Source organism: Stenotrophomonas maltophilia group sp. SKK55, assembly GCF_057179845.1.
The window spans coordinates 211,753-226,442 of sequence record NZ_JBXUHP010000048.1; the positions used below are offsets into that span (position 1 = coordinate 211,753).

Genomic DNA, 14,690 nt, shown 5'->3' on the forward strand with positions numbered 1-14,690 from the left:
TAAATATCGAACCGCTTGGTCTAGTATTGTCGCGATGAGTTCCCACATTTCCCGCAAGCCGTCGGCCAAGCCCGCTGCCAAGGCCGCCGGACCCGGGCGCCCCAAGGACCTCGGCAAGCGCGCGGCGATCCTTGAAGCAGCCAAGGCACTGTTCATCGAACAGGGGTATACCGGCGTGAGCATGGACACCATCGCCGCTCAGGCCGGCGTCTCGAAGCTGACTGTGTACAGCCACTTTGGCGACAAGGAGACGCTGTTCTCCGAGGCGGTGCAGTCAAAGTGCATTGAAATGCTGCCCGACGCGTTGTTCGTAGCCGACGCGGACGGCCCGCTGCGCGACCAGCTGATAGGTATTGGCCTGGCCTTCTTCGAGCTGATCACCTCCGACGCGGCGATCTCGATCCAGCGCATGATGATGGCGCCGGAGACCGACGAACGCCTGCGCGCGCTGTTCTGGAAAGCCGGCCCCGAGCGTACCTGCGAGGCGCTGGCCGATTTCCTGCGCGCCCGCGCCGAACGTGGCGAACTGGAGATCACCGACTGTGCTCTGGCCGGCGAGCAGTTCCTGACCCTCGTCAAGGGCGAAGTGCACATGCATATGATGTGCGGCATGCCACTGTCACCCGTGGAATGCGACCCTGTTGCCCACGTGACCGCCAGCATCGACTTCTTCCTGCGCGCCTACGCGCCGCGAGGGGCCGGACCGGCTGAATAACCAAAACTGAACGAACCGGAGGTCGCGATGACTTCCGGCACTGCGACCCCGGCCCCCGGCAGCTGATGCTCTGGGCGCGCCGCCGGCCTCCGGCACCGGTAAAATGGCCGGCCCACTGCGCTGGATTTGAACCTCATGACGATTGATTACGCCCACGCCCGCGAACTGATGGTGGAACAGCAGATCCGTCCCTGGGACGTGCTGGACATCAAGGTGCTCGACGTCCTGGCCCGCCTGCCGCGCGAGGCCTTTGTCGCCGACGCGCACCGGGCACTGGCCTACGCCGATGTCGAACTGCCGATCGGCCACGGCCAGAAGATGATGAAGCCGGTCATCGAGGGCCGTACCCTGCAGGCACTGGACCTACAGCCGGGTGACGAAGTACTGGAAATCGGCACGGGCAGCGGCTTCCTGTCGGCCTGCATCGGCGCGCTGGCGCGCGATGTGCTGAGCCTGGAAATCGACCCGGAGCTGGCCGCCGCTGCGCGTGCCCGCCTGGACGCCTCCGGCCTGGGCAGCAACGTCCGCGTGGAAGTGGCCGATGCCCTGTCCTGGCAGACCGAACGCCGCTTTGACGTGATCTGTGTCACTGGTGCGGTCGACGTGGTGCCGTCACAGTTCGCCTCGTGGCTGCGTCCGGGTGGCCGCCTGTTCGTGATCCACGGCCGCTCGCCGGCGATGGAGGCCCTGCTGGTCAAGGCCGACGGCAGCTCCGAGTCCCTGTTCGAGACCGATATCGATTACCTGCGTGGTGCCGCCCCGGCCCCCCAGTTCCACCTCTGAGTCCAAGGAAGCCGCAATGATCCGCCGATCCCTCGCTGTTGCGCTGGCCACTGCCCTGCTGCCGTTGTCCGCCCATGCCGCCGACCTGCTGCAGGTCTACGAAATGGCCCGCAACGGCGATCCGCAGCTGTCGGCCGCCGAATCGACCCGGCTGTACGACAAGGAAGGCGCCGTGCAGGCGCGTGCCGCCCTGCTGCCGCAGATCAACGGCCAGGCCACGCTGAACCGCACGCGCAGCGAGCCGAACGCCGACGCCAATTCCGGCTCGTTCACCAACAAGCGCCGCACCTACGCGATCGACGGCAGCCAGACGCTGTTCAACTGGACCCAGATCAACAATCTGCGTTCGCAGCGTGAGCTGAGCAAGGCAGCGGACTTCACCCTCGAGTCGGCCAACGACAGCCTGATCGTGCGCACCTCGGCGGCCTACTTCAATGTGCTGGTGGCGATCGAATCGCTGAACGCCGCACAGACCAATGAAGCGGCCGCGAAGAAGCAGTTCGACTTCGCCGACAAGCGCCTGGAAGTGGGTCTGGCGCCGATCACCGACGTGCACGAAGCACGCGCCCAGTACGACCAGGCGCGCGCCAACACCATCATTGCGCAGAACACCCTGGCCGATAACTACCAGGCCCTGACCGAACTGACCGGCCAGCCGGTGACCAACCTGCGTGGCCTGCCGGCGGACTTCCGGCCGGAAGTGCCGGCCAACCGCGGCAACATCGACGAGCTGGTGCAGCAGGCTACCACCCAGAATCCGGCGCTGAAGGCGCAGGAGCTGAAGGTCAGTGCCGCTGAAGCCGGCGTGCAGGCTGCCCGTGGTGGCCATTACCCGACCCTGTCGCTGGGCGGCAGCTGGGGCAAGAGCGCCACCTGGGGCGACAGCACCGGTGCCGGTTCGCTGTCGCCGGATGCGCGCACCAACAGCATCGGCCTGACCCTGAGCGTGCCGATCTTCTCCGGTGGCGCCACCCAGTCCGGCGTGCGCCAGGCTCTGGCGCAGCGTGACATCGCCCAGGACGGCTACGAGCAGCAGAAGCGTGCCCTGGATCGCAATACCCGCAATGCCTACCAGACCCTGGTGCAGGGCATCAGCGAAGTGGAAGCCCGCCGCCTGGCGGTGGTTTCGGCACAGAGCGCGTACGACGCCTCGCAGGTGGGCCTGGAAGTCGGTACCCGTACCGTGCTGGATGTGATCCAGAACCAGCGCATCCTGTTCTCGGCGCAGCTGGACTATGCCCAGGCCCGTTACACCTTCCTGCAGAACCGCCTGCTGCTGAGCCAGTCGCTGGGTGCGCTGGACGTGGCCGAACTGCAGGACGTCAATCGACTGCTGACCCAGGACGCGGGCAACCCGGCCACGACCACGCACTGAGTCGCCGCCCCTGCAACGAAAAAGCCACCCGCGAGGGTGGCTTTTTTGCAGGTGCTGCATCCACACGCGCGCCCCCCCCGGCGTGGCCCCACGAACCGTCAGCCCGGCCATGCGCGCAGGCGTTCCAACGCCGCAAGCACGCACAGCGCGGCTGCCAAGGGGGCCAGCATCGACATCATCAGCCCGCAGCCGGCTGCGCCTTGCCGGGTGTCATCCCGACGCCGCCGCAGCACCGCCAGGCACAGCGCCGCCATCACCACCAGCGTTGCCGGACCCGGCAGCGCCGGCAAGGTGCCCTGCGGCAGCCACAACACCAGCATCACCGCCGGCAGCGCAACCACCATTGCGCTCAGGCGCGTGCGGGATCGTCCCGCCGCGTCAGCTGCGCGGAGCCACAACGATGTGGCCAACCGGACGGCCAGCATCAGCAGCACCAACTGCAGGGCGGCCAGGCCCGCTGCCCCGGCCAGGGGCAACAATGGCAGCATCCACTGCAGCTGGGGGTGCACCTGCAGCGCCACGGCCAGTGGCCGGGTACTGGCGAGCGCGGAAAACTCGACCAGCCCGGCCTGCAATGCTGCCAGCACGATCAGCAGCAGCATCGCCAGCAACGAGACCAGCGCCAGCACCGCCGGCTGCCACATCGCACCCTGGCGGCGCAGCGCAGGAAAGCCCAGTGCCAGGCCCACGCTGGCAAATATGCCCAGCAGCGGCACCGCAGCCGCCAGCACGCCCCCCAGCCCGAAGCGATACGGCGCGGTCGCCGGAGGCAGCCAGGGAATCCAATGCCCGTAGTGCACGTGACGTGCCGCCAGCGCCAGCAGCAACACCCCCACACCGATCTTCACCGTCAGCAGCGCACAGGCCGCAAGGGCCACACCCCGCGGCGGCAGCAACGCGAGCGCGCTCAACGTCAGCAGGCCCACGGCCGCCGCTATCTGCACGGGCAGCCAGTCATTGGCATGGAGGCCTCCGGTAGCCAGCACCGCATGTACATGGCGGGCCATGGACTGTGCCGCGCCCGCCGTGGTCGCCGTCAGCTCAAGCAACAGGATCGTGCCCAGAACGACGGCCACCCGTGGCCCCCAGCTGGCGGCCAGCAGCCCGTACAGGCCATCGGCCGCCGGCAGTCGCAGCACCAGATCCTGCAGGCAGCACAGCACCAGGCCAGCCCCCAGTGCGGCCAGCAACAGGCTCAGTACGATGGCGGGGCCAGCCTGTGCCGCCGTGTGCTGGCCCACCAGCGCGATCACGCTGCCGCCCACCAGCAACGTCAGTGCCACCACAGCCAGGTGGTCCATCCCCAAGCGCGCCCCACCGGTGCCGTCCCTGCCCCTGTCGCCGTCCATCGCAAGTTCCCTTGATATCCGCCCAAGCGCGGTCGACAGCAGGCTGGCAGCCTGCGTCGTCCTGCGGAATCAGAATCGGTGCTGCGTGCGCCACGATGTGATGGCAGGCACGCTGCCATCGGCAGGGTCGGTCCAGCAACGACAGAAAAATCGTCGCTAAGCAGAATTGATGAAGTTGATCACGACAACGCAGCGCAGCGCCGCCGACGCCGCGCTGCCGGGATCAATCGCGTGCCGGTGGCAGGTGCGGTGCGACCAGCGCAAGCGTGCGCTGCAGCGCGCCACGGCCATTGCTGACCAACGTGCAGCCCGCACGCGCCATGTCCTCGCGGGCCTGCGCATCTTCAAGCAGATGCTGCAGCAGGTCGCCCACCGCCTGCGCATCTTCGCCGATCAGCAGCGCACCGGCCTCGCGCATGCGCCGGGAGATTTCCGCGAAGTTGTGCAGGTGCGGGCCGGTCACCGCCGCGGTTCCCATCGCAGCGGGCTCCAGCAGGTTGTGGCCACCGATGGCCTGCAGGCTGCCGCCGACGAAGGCGACCTGGGCGCAGGCGTAGAACGGCATCAGCTCGCCGAGGGTATCGATGACGAACACGTCTGTGGCGGCGTGCGGCCACTGGTCCACGCGGCGGGTCGCCACGCTCCAGCCCTGTTCGCGCGCCAGCGCTTCCACCTTGGGGAAACGTTCGGGATGGCGCGGTGCCCACAGCAGCAGCAGATCCGGATGCTGCTGGCGCAGGCGGCGGTGCAGGTCGATCACCGTCTGCTCTTCGCCGTCATGGGTACTGGCGGCGATCCATACCGGGCGCGCGCCCGGCACCCGTGCATGGAACTGTTCGACGAAGCCCTGCACGTCCGGCGTGGTGATGTCGAACTTCAGGTTGCCCAGTGCCTGCACCTGGCCGGGCTCCGCCCCCAGCTGCACGAAGCGCTCGGCATCGTCCTGCGACTGCGCGGCCACGCAGGTGACGGTGCGCAGGGCGCGGCGGATCAATGCGGCCAGCAGCCGGTAGCCGCGCAGCGAACGCGCCGACAACCGGGCATTGAGGATGTAGACCGGAACACCACGGTCACGGCAGCCGAACAGCATGTTCGGCCACAACTCGGTTTCCAGGATCAGCGCCAGGCTGGGCTGGAAATGGCCGAGGAAGCGGTTGACGCTGCCCGGCACGTCGTACGGCAGGTAGACATGGTCCAGCGCGTCGCCCCAGAGCGCACGCACGCGCTCGGAGCCGGTCGGAGTGATGGTGGTGATGACCCAGCGGATGTCCGGGCGCTGCTGGCGCAGGGCATTGACCAGCGGCGCGGCGGCATTGACCTCGCCCACCGAGACCGCGTGCAGCCACACCCGTGGCTGGCCGGTCGGCTGCGGATAGGAGGCGTAGCGTTCGTCCCAGCGCCGGAAGTACTCACGGACCCGGAAACCGCGCCAGACCAGGTGGTACACGGTGATCGGCAGCAGGATATAGAGCACGACCGAGTACAGGCCGCGCAGGATCCATTCGACAGGGTCTTTACGCATGCGGCAAGGATACGGGAGCCCCCCGGGAAAGACACGCGGCCGCCTTGGTAGAATGGCCCCATGTCAGATGCCTCCACCGCCGTCCGCCCGTCGCTGCGCGATCCGCGCAACTGGCCGATGTTCGCCGCCATGTTCGGCGCCTTCGCCATCGCCCGCCTGCCGTGGATGCTGCAGCGCGCGCTGGGCCGGGGCGTCGGCTGGATCACCTGGCGCCTGCTCGGCAGCCGCCGCCGCGCCGCCGAGGTCAACCTGCAGCTGTGCTTCCCCGAGAAGGACGAAGCGTGGCGGCAGCGCCTGGTGCGCGACAGTTTCGATGCGCTGGGCGTCGGCGTGTTCGAGTGCATCCGCGCCTGGTGGGGCAGCATCGACAGCATCCGCCCGCAGGTACGGGTCGAAGGCCTGGAACACCTGCGGCAGATGCAGGCCGAAGGCCGCGGCGTCCTGCTGGTCTCCGGCCACTTCATGACCCTGGAGATGTGCGGCCGCCTGCTGTGCGACTACGTCGATCTTTCCGGCATGTACCGCAAGCACAAGAACCCGGTGTACGAGTGGGCGGTCAAGTTCGGCCGCCTGCGCTATGCCAAGGCGATGTTCGCCAACGAGGACATCCGCGCGACCGTGCGCCACCTGAAGAAGGGCGGCTTCCTCTGGTACGCGCCAGACCAGGACATGCGGGGCAAAGACACCGTATTCGTGCCGTTCTTCGGCCACACCGCTTCGACCATCACCGCCACCCATCAGCTGGCGCGCATGACCGGCTGTGCGGTGATTCCGTACTTCCACCGGCGCGAAGGCGGAAAGTACTTCCTGAAGATCGGCGCGCCGCTGGAGAACTTCCCCAGCGAGGATGTGGAAGCCGATACCACCCGGGTCAACCAGGCCATCGAAGCGATGGTGCGAGAGGCTCCCGACCAGTACCTGTGGATCCACCGCCGCTTCAAGCGCCAGCCCGGCGGCCGGAGTGATTTCTACAAATAGCGGTGCGGCGGGAGGGTTTCATCCACGCATGGCGGCACCTACAACGGCCAACGGCACCATGCGTGCGGGCACTCACCCAACGTGCTGGCCAGGCCCGCACGGACCGGGTTGGCCATGATGTACATCGCCTTCTCATGAAGGGATTCATCGCTGCGTACGGCGTGATCGTGGTAACCGCGCTGCCACAGCGGCCCTTGTCGCTCCAATCGTCGGTTCAGCAGTCGGCTGCTGCGTGATTTGAGCAGGGCCACGCACTCGGCCAGGGTTCCTCCGCGCAGCTCCATCAGCCAGTGCAGATGGTCGGGCATGAACCACCCAGGCGAGGCTATGGCTGAAGCCCTTGCGCTCTACGAAGCGCAGTGTGTCGATAAGGATCGCCACGTTTGCCGCAGCGGCGAACAACGGTTCGCGGCCGAAGGTTGCTGTGGTCAATGAGTACACGTTGCCGGATCGGGAATACCGACCGTAGCGAAGTCTGGGACTGGCCATGCCTCCAGCGTGCGATACGCATGGAAACACCGGTAGTGGTGGTTGACCGGTATTTGCGTCGGGAATGCTCCATCCACGCATGGCGTGGATCTACCAAAGCACGCTCCGTTCGGTACATGCAGTAGAGCCGCGCCATGGGTGGATGGACGATCAGACCACCGTCGGCGTGTCGCCCGCGTCCCGCGCCAGCAGGCTGCCGGCGAACAACGCAGCCAGCAGCACCGTCAGGCCACCCCAGAAAGCGGAATAGAACGCCAGGTGCGTATTGAGCGGGAACACCGTGACCGCCAGCGCCAGCATCGCCGGCCGGGCGCGATCACGTGCAGCCGCCGGGGCATAGCGCCAGGCCCGCCAGGCCTGCGCCACCGCCGCCAACCACAGCAGCAGGCCCAGAACGCCGGTCTCGGCAAGGATTTCCAGCACGATCTGGTGGGCGTGCAACGCCGGTTGGTTGCCCCACACGGCGGGGCCCTCATCTGACACGCAGGCCGGATACGCATCGCGGAAGCCGCGCGCACCGACACCGTTGACCGGATGCTCCTCGATCATGCACACCGCCGCGGTCCAGATGCGCGCGCGCCCCGAAAGCGCCTCGTCAACGCCCTGCCCGTCTTCGTTCCATGCCTGCGCCGTGCGCGCGACACGCTCGCGCAGCTGCGGCACGCCCGCTGCCAGTCCAGCCGTGCCCAGCGTTGCCACCAGGGCCAGCAGGAACAGCCGCTTCCAGCCGAACTGGCGCACGCCGCTGTAGGCCAGCACCAGCACAAAGGTGATCCACGAGGCGCGCGAACCTGCCAGCAGCAGCACGCACCCCAGTGTCGCAGCGGCGAGCAACCACCCTGCATTGCCGAAACGCCGCGCCATCGGCAGCAGCAGGAACGGTGACAGGCTGGCGAGCACCTGGCCGAATTTCAGATTGCAGGGCCCAAGCGCGCCACTGAGGCGGTCGGCCAGTGCGGCTTCGTCGGCCGGGCACAGCGCCTGGCCACTCACGGCCAGCTTCAGGTGTTCCAGCGACCAGAACCACGGGCTGGTGCCAGCCAGCGCCTGCACCAGCGCGTCCAGCGTCCACACGCCGGTGATCAGCGCCAGGCCACCGAAGGTCAAGCGCCGCCGTTCCGGCGTGGCCACCGCGATCGCCACCAGCCACATGAAGGGCAGGTAGCGCAGTCCGGCGGCCGCCTTGGTCCACGAGGCCGAAGGGTCGATCGCATCGATGGCCGAAAACGCCTGCGGCAGCCAGTAGCCGAGGAACAGGATCGAGGTCAGCGCCCACGCCGCCGTGCTCAACAGGTGCGGGCGGCGCTGCAGCCGGCGCATCACCATGCGCGCGGCAGCATAGACCGCGCCAAGGCCCAGCACGGTTTCGGCAATGCCCGGCAGCGGCCACATCGCCACGTACGCCAGCACCCACCAGGGCGCCCAGCGCCCGGCACGGTCGTCGCGCACGATGGCAGCGGGGTCAGCCGGCGAGATCGGCATAGAGGCGGAGGGTGTCGCGCTGCATGGCCTGCAGGGTAAACGGGATGCGGGTCGGCAGGGACGGCGGCTGCGCCAGCAGGGCCAGCGCACGTTCACCCAGCGCGTGCGCGTCGCCCAGCGGCACCGCACCGCTGGGCTGCAGCTGCTGCAGCAGTTCGCCGACGCCACCGTGGTCCCAGCCCAGCACCGGGCGGCCGACCGACAGCGCCTCGAGCACGGTGCGGCCAAAGGCTTCCGGCTTGTCCGACAGCTGCAGCACCAGATCGCTGGCGGCGTAGGCCTGGGCGATGCGGACGGTAGGCGTGCTGATCTGTACGGCCTCGGCCACGCCCAGCGCCGCGGCCTGGCGGCGCAGGCCAGCCACATAGGCCTCGCGCCCGGGTTCGTCGGTGCCCAGCATCCACAGCTGGGCAGGCACGCCGGCGGCACGCACGTCGGCCAGCAGCTGCAGCGCGTGGGCGTGGCCCTTCAGTCGGGTGCCGCGCCCCGGCAGCAGCAGCAGCGGGCCCTCAACCTGCGCCAGCCACGGGTAGTCGGCCGCCAGGGCCAGCCGCGGACGGCGGTCGGCGCGCGCCACGCGCGGGAACTGGTTGACGTCGACACCTCTCGGTACGACCCGCAGTTTTTCTTCCGGCACCGTCGGGTAATGGCGTTGCACGTAGGCACGCACGGTGTTGGACACGCAGATCACGCGTTCGCCACTGGTCATCACCGCGCTGTAGCGGCTGGGCGAGTTCAACCCGTGCACGGTGGTCACCCAATGCGGGCGCTGTGCGGCGGGCATGGCGCGGATCGCGTACAGGCCCAACCAGGCCGGCAGCCGCGAACGGGCATGCACGATGTCCGCACCAACTTCGGCAAACAGCCGGCGCAGGGTCGGCAGATGGCGCAGGGTCAGCAGCGACTTGCGGCCGATATCCAGGGTGAGGTGCTCGGCACCGCTGTCCAGCAGCGGCTGCACCAGGCGGCCGCCGGCAGACACCACCAGCGCGCGATGGCCGGCGGCAACCAGGGCCGCAGCGATTTCCAGGGTCGAGCGCTCGACACCACCGGAGTGCAGCGCCGGCAGCAACTGCACCACGGTCAATCGGCGCATCGAAGGGGCCGCCGTTTAGTCGGCCAGCACGAACATGGACCCGCAGTACGGGCACTGCGCTTCGCCGTTGGGCTCGTCCTCGATCGGCAGGTACACGCGCGGATGCGAGTTCCACAGCGCCATTTCCGGGGTCGGGCAGCTCAACGGCAGATCGCTGCGGTGCACGGTGTAGCGCTTCTCGGCGTTGGCGGGCGCGGTGGCGGTATGGCTCATGGCGGATTCGGTGAACGGGTTGCGAGGCCTGTGATTCTAGCATCTGGGCCGCAACGACATTGCCCCGCAACGGGCCTTTGCACGCCGCCGCCGATGCCTCGCATCTCCCCGCCGCACGCCGGGCGGCGGTGATTCCGGGGATTTCGCGGTCGTTCCGGCAGGTTCGCTCGCCAGAATCGACTCCAGCGATATTTCCCGCATTTGGATCGAACTAAATGGCACTTGCCAGCGCGCGGCGGCTGTTGCAGGATCGGGCCAGGTCGCACCCCGACCCACCCAATCCAACCCGATCGCATGGCCCGCCCCCACCGGACCGGCATCGCCTCTTCCACTGCCAGCCTGGCGGGCGGAGCGATGCTGTCCGTGGTGTCCGCCGATGCGGGTTCGCCCGCCGCCAGCCCTTCCGGGAGACCCTTGCATGACCCTGTCCGATCCGCGCCGCGCCCTGCTTCCGCTCGCCCTGGCCCTGGCCTGTGCGACCCCTGCGATGCCGGTGCTGGCGCAGGGGCTGCAGACCTCGTTCGAACCGGGCGAACCTGTCCCGGCGCAGGCCACCGGTGCGCTTCAGGTCACGATCGGCAATGGACCGGCCGCGCCCTACGCCGCCAAGCGCAATGCCGGCTACAGCGGCCTGCATGCGCTGCGCTACAGCAGCGAAGGCGGCAGCGCGCGGCGCGAACTGTTCAAGGCCGACCTGCCCATCGAGGCCGATACCACGCTGTCGTGGCTGGTGCTGCCGGAAATCGTCGGCAAGGACACCGTCGCCTCGACCTATGTATCGCTGGACCTGCTGCTGGACGATGGCAGCCGCGTTTCGGCCGGTGCGGCACGCGACCAGCATGGCGTGGCGATCGGCGCGCGCGCGCAGGGCGAATCGAAGACGCTGTACCCGCAACAGTGGGCCCGCAAGGCGGTGCGGCTGGGCGACGTGCCCACGCTGAAGGGCCGCCGCGTGGTGGCGATCGAGCTGGAGGTGGCCAGCGCCGAGGGCGCGCCGGTCTCTGGCTGGATTGATGACGTGCGCCTGGATGCCCAACCGCGGCAGCGGCCGCAGCGCGTCTCCGACTGGGTGCTGACCACCCGCGGCACCCAGGCCAACGGCACCTTCTCGCGCGGCAACAATTTCCCGGCCACGGCGGTGCCGCACGGGTTCAACTTCTGGACCCCGGTGACCGACGCCGGCGCACTGAACTGGCTGTACCGCTGGAACGAACAGAACGATGCGCAGAACCGCCCGCAGCTGCAGGCGCTGGCACTGAGCCACCAGCCCAGCCCGTGGATGGGCGACCGCCAGACCTTCCAGGTGATGCCCTCGGCCAGCCGTGGCGTGCCGGACGCCGACCGCCGCAAGCGCGCGCTGTCGTTCGACCGCCGTCATGAAAGCGCGCGCCCCTACCGCTACGACGTGCGCTTCGACAATGGCATCGCTGCTGCCATCGCACCGACCGACCATGCCGCGCTGTTCCGCTTCGAGTTCCCCGAGGGCGGCGACGCCAACCTGCTGTTCGACAATGTCGATGCGCGTGGCGGCCTGACCCTGGACACGGCCACGCAGACCCTCAGCGGCTACACCGATACGCGCAGTGGCCTGTCCAACGGCGCCAGCCGCATGTACGTGGTGGCCAGCTTCGACAAGCCGTGGCGCAGCAGCGGCCGCCTCGACACCGGCCGCCCGACCGGTTACATCAAGTTCAATGCCGGCAGCGACCGGCAGGTGACGATGCGTATCGCCACCTCGCTGATCTCGGTGGAACAGGCGCGTCACAACCTGGCGCTGGAAATCGCCGCCGCCGACACGCTGGAAAGCGTGGCCGGCCGTGCGCAGGATGCATGGGACGCGCGCCTGGCCCGCTTCGACATCGGCAATGCCAGTGACGACCAGAAGACCACCTTGTATTCCAGCCTGTACCGGCTGTACCTGTATCCCAACTCCGGCCACGAGAATGCCGGCAGCGCGGCCGCGCCTGACTGGCGCTACGCCAACCAGGCCAGCGCCAGCGACGACAACACCGAGGGCAGCGCGAACCGCAGCTTCACCGGCGTGCGCGATGGCAAGGTATTCGTCAACAACGGCTTCTGGGACACCTTCCGCACTACCTGGCCAGCCTATGCGCTGTTCACGCCCGACGATGCCGGGCAGATGGTGCAGGGTTTCATCGAGCAGTACCGTGCCGGTGGCTGGATCGCACGCTGGTCGTCGCCGGGCTACGCCGACCTGATGGTCGGTACCAGCTCGGACGTGGCATTTGCAGATGCGTGGCTGAAAGGCGTCGGTGGCTTCGATCCGGCAGAGGCCTACGCGGCCGCGCTGAAGAACGCGACCGTGGTCCCCCCCGACCGCCATGTCGGCCGCAAGGGCATGGACCGCTCGACCTTCCGTGGCTACGCCAGCGCGGACGTGCACGAAGGCATGTCGTGGACGATGGAAGGCGCACTGAATGACTTCGGCATCGCCAACATGGCCGAGGCCCTGGCCAAGCGCGCGACCACGCCGGCCGCACGCGACCGCTACAGCACCGAGGCCGACTACTTCCGCCATCGCGCCGCCAGCTACGCGACGATGTTCGATCCGGCCGCCGGCTTCTTCCAGGGCCGCAAGGCCGATGGCCAGTGGCGCGTGGACGCCAAGGCCTACGACCCGCGCGTGTGGGGCCACGACTACACCGAATCCAATGGCTGGACCTTCGCCTTCACCGCCGCCCACGATGGCGAAGGACTCGCCGCGCTCTATGGTGGCCGTGACAAGCTGGCAGCGAAGCTGGATGCCTTCTTCTCCACCCCGGAAACCGCCGACCCCGCGTTTGCCGGATCCTACGGCGGCACCATCCACGAGATGACCGAAGCGCGCGATGTGCGCATGGGCATGTACGCGCACAGCAACCAGCCGGCGCACCACATCCCATGGATGTACCTGTACGCCGGGCAGCCGTGGAAGACCCAGCAGCACGTGCGCGAGATCCTGTCGCGGCTGTATGTGGGCAGCGAGATCGGCCAGGGCTATCCGGGCGACGAGGACAACGGCGAGACCTCCGCGTGGTACGTGCTGGCCTCGCTGGGCCTGTATCCGCTGCGCATGGGCGCCCCGGAGTACGTGATCGGTTCACCGGCGTTCGAACATGCGAGGGTGGAACTGCAGGGCGGTGCGGTGCTGACCGTGAACGCGGCCAACAACTCACGCGAGAACGTCTACGTGCAGTCGCTGAAGATCAATGGCAAGCCGTGGACGAAGACCTGGGTGCCGCACGAGCTGATCGCCAAGGGCGCGACGCTGGACTTCGTGATGGGGCCGCAGCCGTCGCGCTGGGGCAGCGGCGTGGACGATGTGCCGCGCTCGCTGACCGCGCGGGGCCAGCGCCCGCAGCTGCTGCACGACCTGCTCGGCAGTGGCGCCAAGGCGACGCTGGCCGATGGTCGCGCCCTGCCAGCGCTGGTCGACGACGATGCCGCCACGACCGTCGGCCTGGGCGGCGGCGCAACCATCGCACTGACCGGCCTGGGCGACGGCGTGCCGACCATGTACACGCTCACCAGCGGTGACGGCCGCATCCAGGGCGGCGAATGGACGCTGGAAGCGCGCAGTGGCAACGGCCGCTGGATCGTGCTCGACCAGCGCAGCGGCGAAGCCTTCGAGTCTGCCCGCCAGACCCGACCGTTCCGCATCGCCAAACCCGGTCGTTACAGCGAGTATCGGCTGCGCCTGGCCGCACCGGGCCGGCTGCCGCTGGCGGAGATCGAACTGTTGGCGCCCAGCGCCGTACAATGAGCCCCATGCGCTACCGTCTGCTGCCTCTGGCCCTTGTTGCCCTTTCCTTCTCCAGCTTCGGCCAGACCCAGGCCTTTGATGCGCAGCTGACCCGCGACGGCGTGACGCTGAACTACCAGGACGCCCGTGGCGCGCTGGCCGCGCCGCAGCGCAAGCGGGTGATCGATACGTTCTACTTCGCCTACCTGCGCGAACGTGCGGACTTCCACCCGGCCGCGCCGTCGATGGTGCGCATCGTGATCGACCCGGCCTACACCGGGATCGCCTTCGTCGGTGACAAGGACCAGGCCGCAACGATCACCATCAATCCGGGTTGGCTGGCGCAGCACCCCAACGACATCGACCTGGTCACCCATGAGGCCATGCACATCGTGCAGGGCTATCCGGGCTATGGCGACGCACGGGTGCCGGGTTGGCTGGTGGAGGGCATCGCCGACTACGCACGCGACCGCTACGGCATGGACAATGCCGCTGCGGGCTGGGCACTGCCGGGCAAGGTCGAGAAGGGGCAGAACTTCGACAGCGGCTACCGTGTCACCGGTGCGTTCCTGAAATGGGCCGACGCCGAACATCCAGGCCTGGTGCTGGCACTGGACAAGGCCCTGCGCGACGGCCGCTATGCACCGGCGCTGTGGCAGAAGCACACCGGCAAGGCACTGCCGGCGCTGTGGGCGCAGTACGCCAAGCCGCGTTCCGACGCTCCACCGCCGGCCCCTGCACGCCGCGGCAAGCGGCGCTGACGCCCACGCTGTCGCCGGCGCCTCAGCGCGACTGCACGAAACCGGCGTACAGCGCGAACAGCTGCTGGAAGTACCGCCGCGTCACTCGATTGCGCATGACACCCTCGCCGATGGGAAGTTGGTCGGGCCCAGGGTGGGAAGGCCGGTCCGGTCCCTTCCCACGGCCGGGCCGCGTGGGCGTATTG

11 protein-coding genes and 1 pseudogene are annotated in these 14,690 nt (G+C 68.4%); 6 read left to right on the forward strand and 6 right to left on the reverse strand.

Annotated features, from left to right (window positions below):
• The first annotated feature begins 34 nt into the window (after nucleotides 1-34).
• From AC2A1N_RS15460 to AC2A1N_RS15470, 3 genes are all read left to right on the forward strand, one after another.
• The gene (locus AC2A1N_RS15460; protein ID WP_061479565.1) at nucleotides 35-715 is read left to right on the forward strand and encodes a TetR/AcrR family transcriptional regulator; all 681 of its coding nucleotides are present in this window, start codon (nucleotides 35-37) and stop codon (nucleotides 713-715) included.
• A 135-nt stretch (nucleotides 716-850) separates the two neighbouring features.
• Entirely contained in the window at nucleotides 851-1,498 is a 648-nt protein-coding gene (locus AC2A1N_RS15465) for a protein-L-isoaspartate O-methyltransferase family protein (protein WP_049416694.1), read from the forward strand.
• Nucleotides 1,499-1,514: 16 nt separating this feature from the next.
• A complete protein-coding gene (locus tag AC2A1N_RS15470) occupies nucleotides 1,515-2,873 on the forward strand; it encodes a TolC family outer membrane protein (RefSeq protein WP_061479566.1) in 1,359 nt (452 codons plus the stop codon).
• 98 nt (nucleotides 2,874-2,971) lie between these two features.
• Here the strand turns inward: AC2A1N_RS15470 and AC2A1N_RS15475 are convergent, their stop codons facing one another.
• Together AC2A1N_RS15475 and waaA are read right to left on the reverse strand one after the other, a co-directional pair.
• Nucleotides 2,972-4,222, reverse strand: a complete 1,251-nt coding sequence (locus tag AC2A1N_RS15475) for an amino acid transporter (protein WP_154351394.1) — start codon at nucleotides 4,220-4,222, stop codon at nucleotides 2,972-2,974.
• 223 nt (nucleotides 4,223-4,445) lie between these two features.
• Nucleotides 4,446-5,744 carry a lipid IV(A) 3-deoxy-D-manno-octulosonic acid transferase gene (gene waaA, locus AC2A1N_RS15480; RefSeq protein ID WP_061479568.1) on the reverse strand — a complete coding sequence of 433 codons (1,299 nt, stop codon included), beginning with the start codon at nucleotides 5,742-5,744 and terminating at the stop codon, nucleotides 4,446-4,448.
• Nucleotides 5,745-5,804: 60 nt separating this feature from the next.
• Here waaA and AC2A1N_RS15485 point away from each other — a divergent pair, with 60 nt between their 5' ends.
• Complete coding sequence (locus AC2A1N_RS15485) at nucleotides 5,805-6,722, forward strand: LpxL/LpxP family Kdo(2)-lipid IV(A) lauroyl/palmitoleoyl acyltransferase (protein ID WP_061479569.1); 918 nt, start codon at nucleotides 5,805-5,807, stop codon at nucleotides 6,720-6,722.
• Between the two features lie 38 nt (nucleotides 6,723-6,760).
• Here the strand turns inward: AC2A1N_RS15485 and AC2A1N_RS15490 are convergent.
• From AC2A1N_RS15490 to AC2A1N_RS15505, 4 genes and pseudogenes are all read right to left on the reverse strand, one after another.
• Nucleotides 6,761-7,211: pseudogene (locus AC2A1N_RS15490) on the reverse strand (REP-associated tyrosine transposase).
• Between the two features lie 150 nt (nucleotides 7,212-7,361).
• Nucleotides 7,362-8,693 carry an O-antigen ligase family protein gene (locus AC2A1N_RS15495; protein ID WP_061479570.1) on the reverse strand — a complete coding sequence of 444 codons (1,332 nt, stop codon included), beginning with the start codon at nucleotides 8,691-8,693 and terminating at the stop codon, nucleotides 7,362-7,364.
• The gene (locus AC2A1N_RS15500) at nucleotides 8,674-9,789 is read right to left on the reverse strand and encodes a glycosyltransferase (protein WP_061479571.1); all 1,116 of its coding nucleotides are present in this window, start codon (nucleotides 9,787-9,789) and stop codon (nucleotides 8,674-8,676) included. The genes AC2A1N_RS15495 and AC2A1N_RS15500 overlap by 20 nt, the downstream gene beginning before the upstream one ends.
• Nucleotides 9,790-9,804: 15 nt before the next feature.
• Complete coding sequence (locus AC2A1N_RS15505; protein ID WP_061479572.1) at nucleotides 9,805-10,002, reverse strand: zinc-finger domain-containing protein; 198 nt, start codon at nucleotides 10,000-10,002, stop codon at nucleotides 9,805-9,807.
• A 418-nt stretch (nucleotides 10,003-10,420) separates the two neighbouring features.
• Here AC2A1N_RS15505 and AC2A1N_RS15510 point away from each other — a divergent pair, with 418 nt between their 5' ends.
• Both AC2A1N_RS15510 and AC2A1N_RS15515 read left to right on the forward strand, forming a co-directional pair.
• Entirely contained in the window at nucleotides 10,421-13,765 is a 3,345-nt protein-coding gene (locus AC2A1N_RS15510; protein WP_061479573.1) for a GH92 family glycosyl hydrolase, read from the forward strand.
• Nucleotides 13,762-14,505: a basic secretory protein-like protein gene (locus tag AC2A1N_RS15515; RefSeq protein WP_032954509.1), complete on the forward strand. Its 744-nt coding sequence runs from the start codon at nucleotides 13,762-13,764 to the stop codon at nucleotides 14,503-14,505. The genes AC2A1N_RS15510 and AC2A1N_RS15515 overlap by 4 nt, the downstream gene beginning before the upstream one ends.
• Nucleotides 14,506-14,690: the final 185 nt, after the last annotated feature.

Coding starts and splice junctions, on each gene's coding strand:
- AC2A1N_RS15460 (WP_061479565.1), top strand. CDS start 35: ATGAGTTCCCACATTTCCCGCAAGCCGTCGGCCAAGCCCGCTGCCAAG.
- AC2A1N_RS15465 (WP_049416694.1), top strand. CDS start 851: ATGACGATTGATTACGCCCACGCCCGCGAACTGATGGTGGAACAGCAG.
- AC2A1N_RS15470 (WP_061479566.1), top strand. CDS start 1,515: ATGATCCGCCGATCCCTCGCTGTTGCGCTGGCCACTGCCCTGCTGCCG.
- AC2A1N_RS15475 (WP_154351394.1), bottom strand. CDS start 4,222: ATGGACGGCGACAGGGGCAGGGACGGCACCGGTGGGGCGCGCTTGGGG.
- waaA (WP_061479568.1), bottom strand. CDS start 5,744: ATGCGTAAAGACCCTGTCGAATGGATCCTGCGCGGCCTGTACTCGGTC.
- AC2A1N_RS15485 (WP_061479569.1), top strand. CDS start 5,805: ATGTCAGATGCCTCCACCGCCGTCCGCCCGTCGCTGCGCGATCCGCGC.
- AC2A1N_RS15495 (WP_061479570.1), bottom strand. CDS start 8,693: ATGCCGATCTCGCCGGCTGACCCCGCTGCCATCGTGCGCGACGACCGT.
- AC2A1N_RS15500 (WP_061479571.1), bottom strand. CDS start 9,789: ATGCGCCGATTGACCGTGGTGCAGTTGCTGCCGGCGCTGCACTCCGGT.
- AC2A1N_RS15505 (WP_061479572.1), bottom strand. CDS start 10,002: ATGAGCCATACCGCCACCGCGCCCGCCAACGCCGAGAAGCGCTACACC.
- AC2A1N_RS15510 (WP_061479573.1), top strand. CDS start 10,421: ATGACCCTGTCCGATCCGCGCCGCGCCCTGCTTCCGCTCGCCCTGGCC.
- AC2A1N_RS15515 (WP_032954509.1), top strand. CDS start 13,762: ATGAGCCCCATGCGCTACCGTCTGCTGCCTCTGGCCCTTGTTGCCCTT.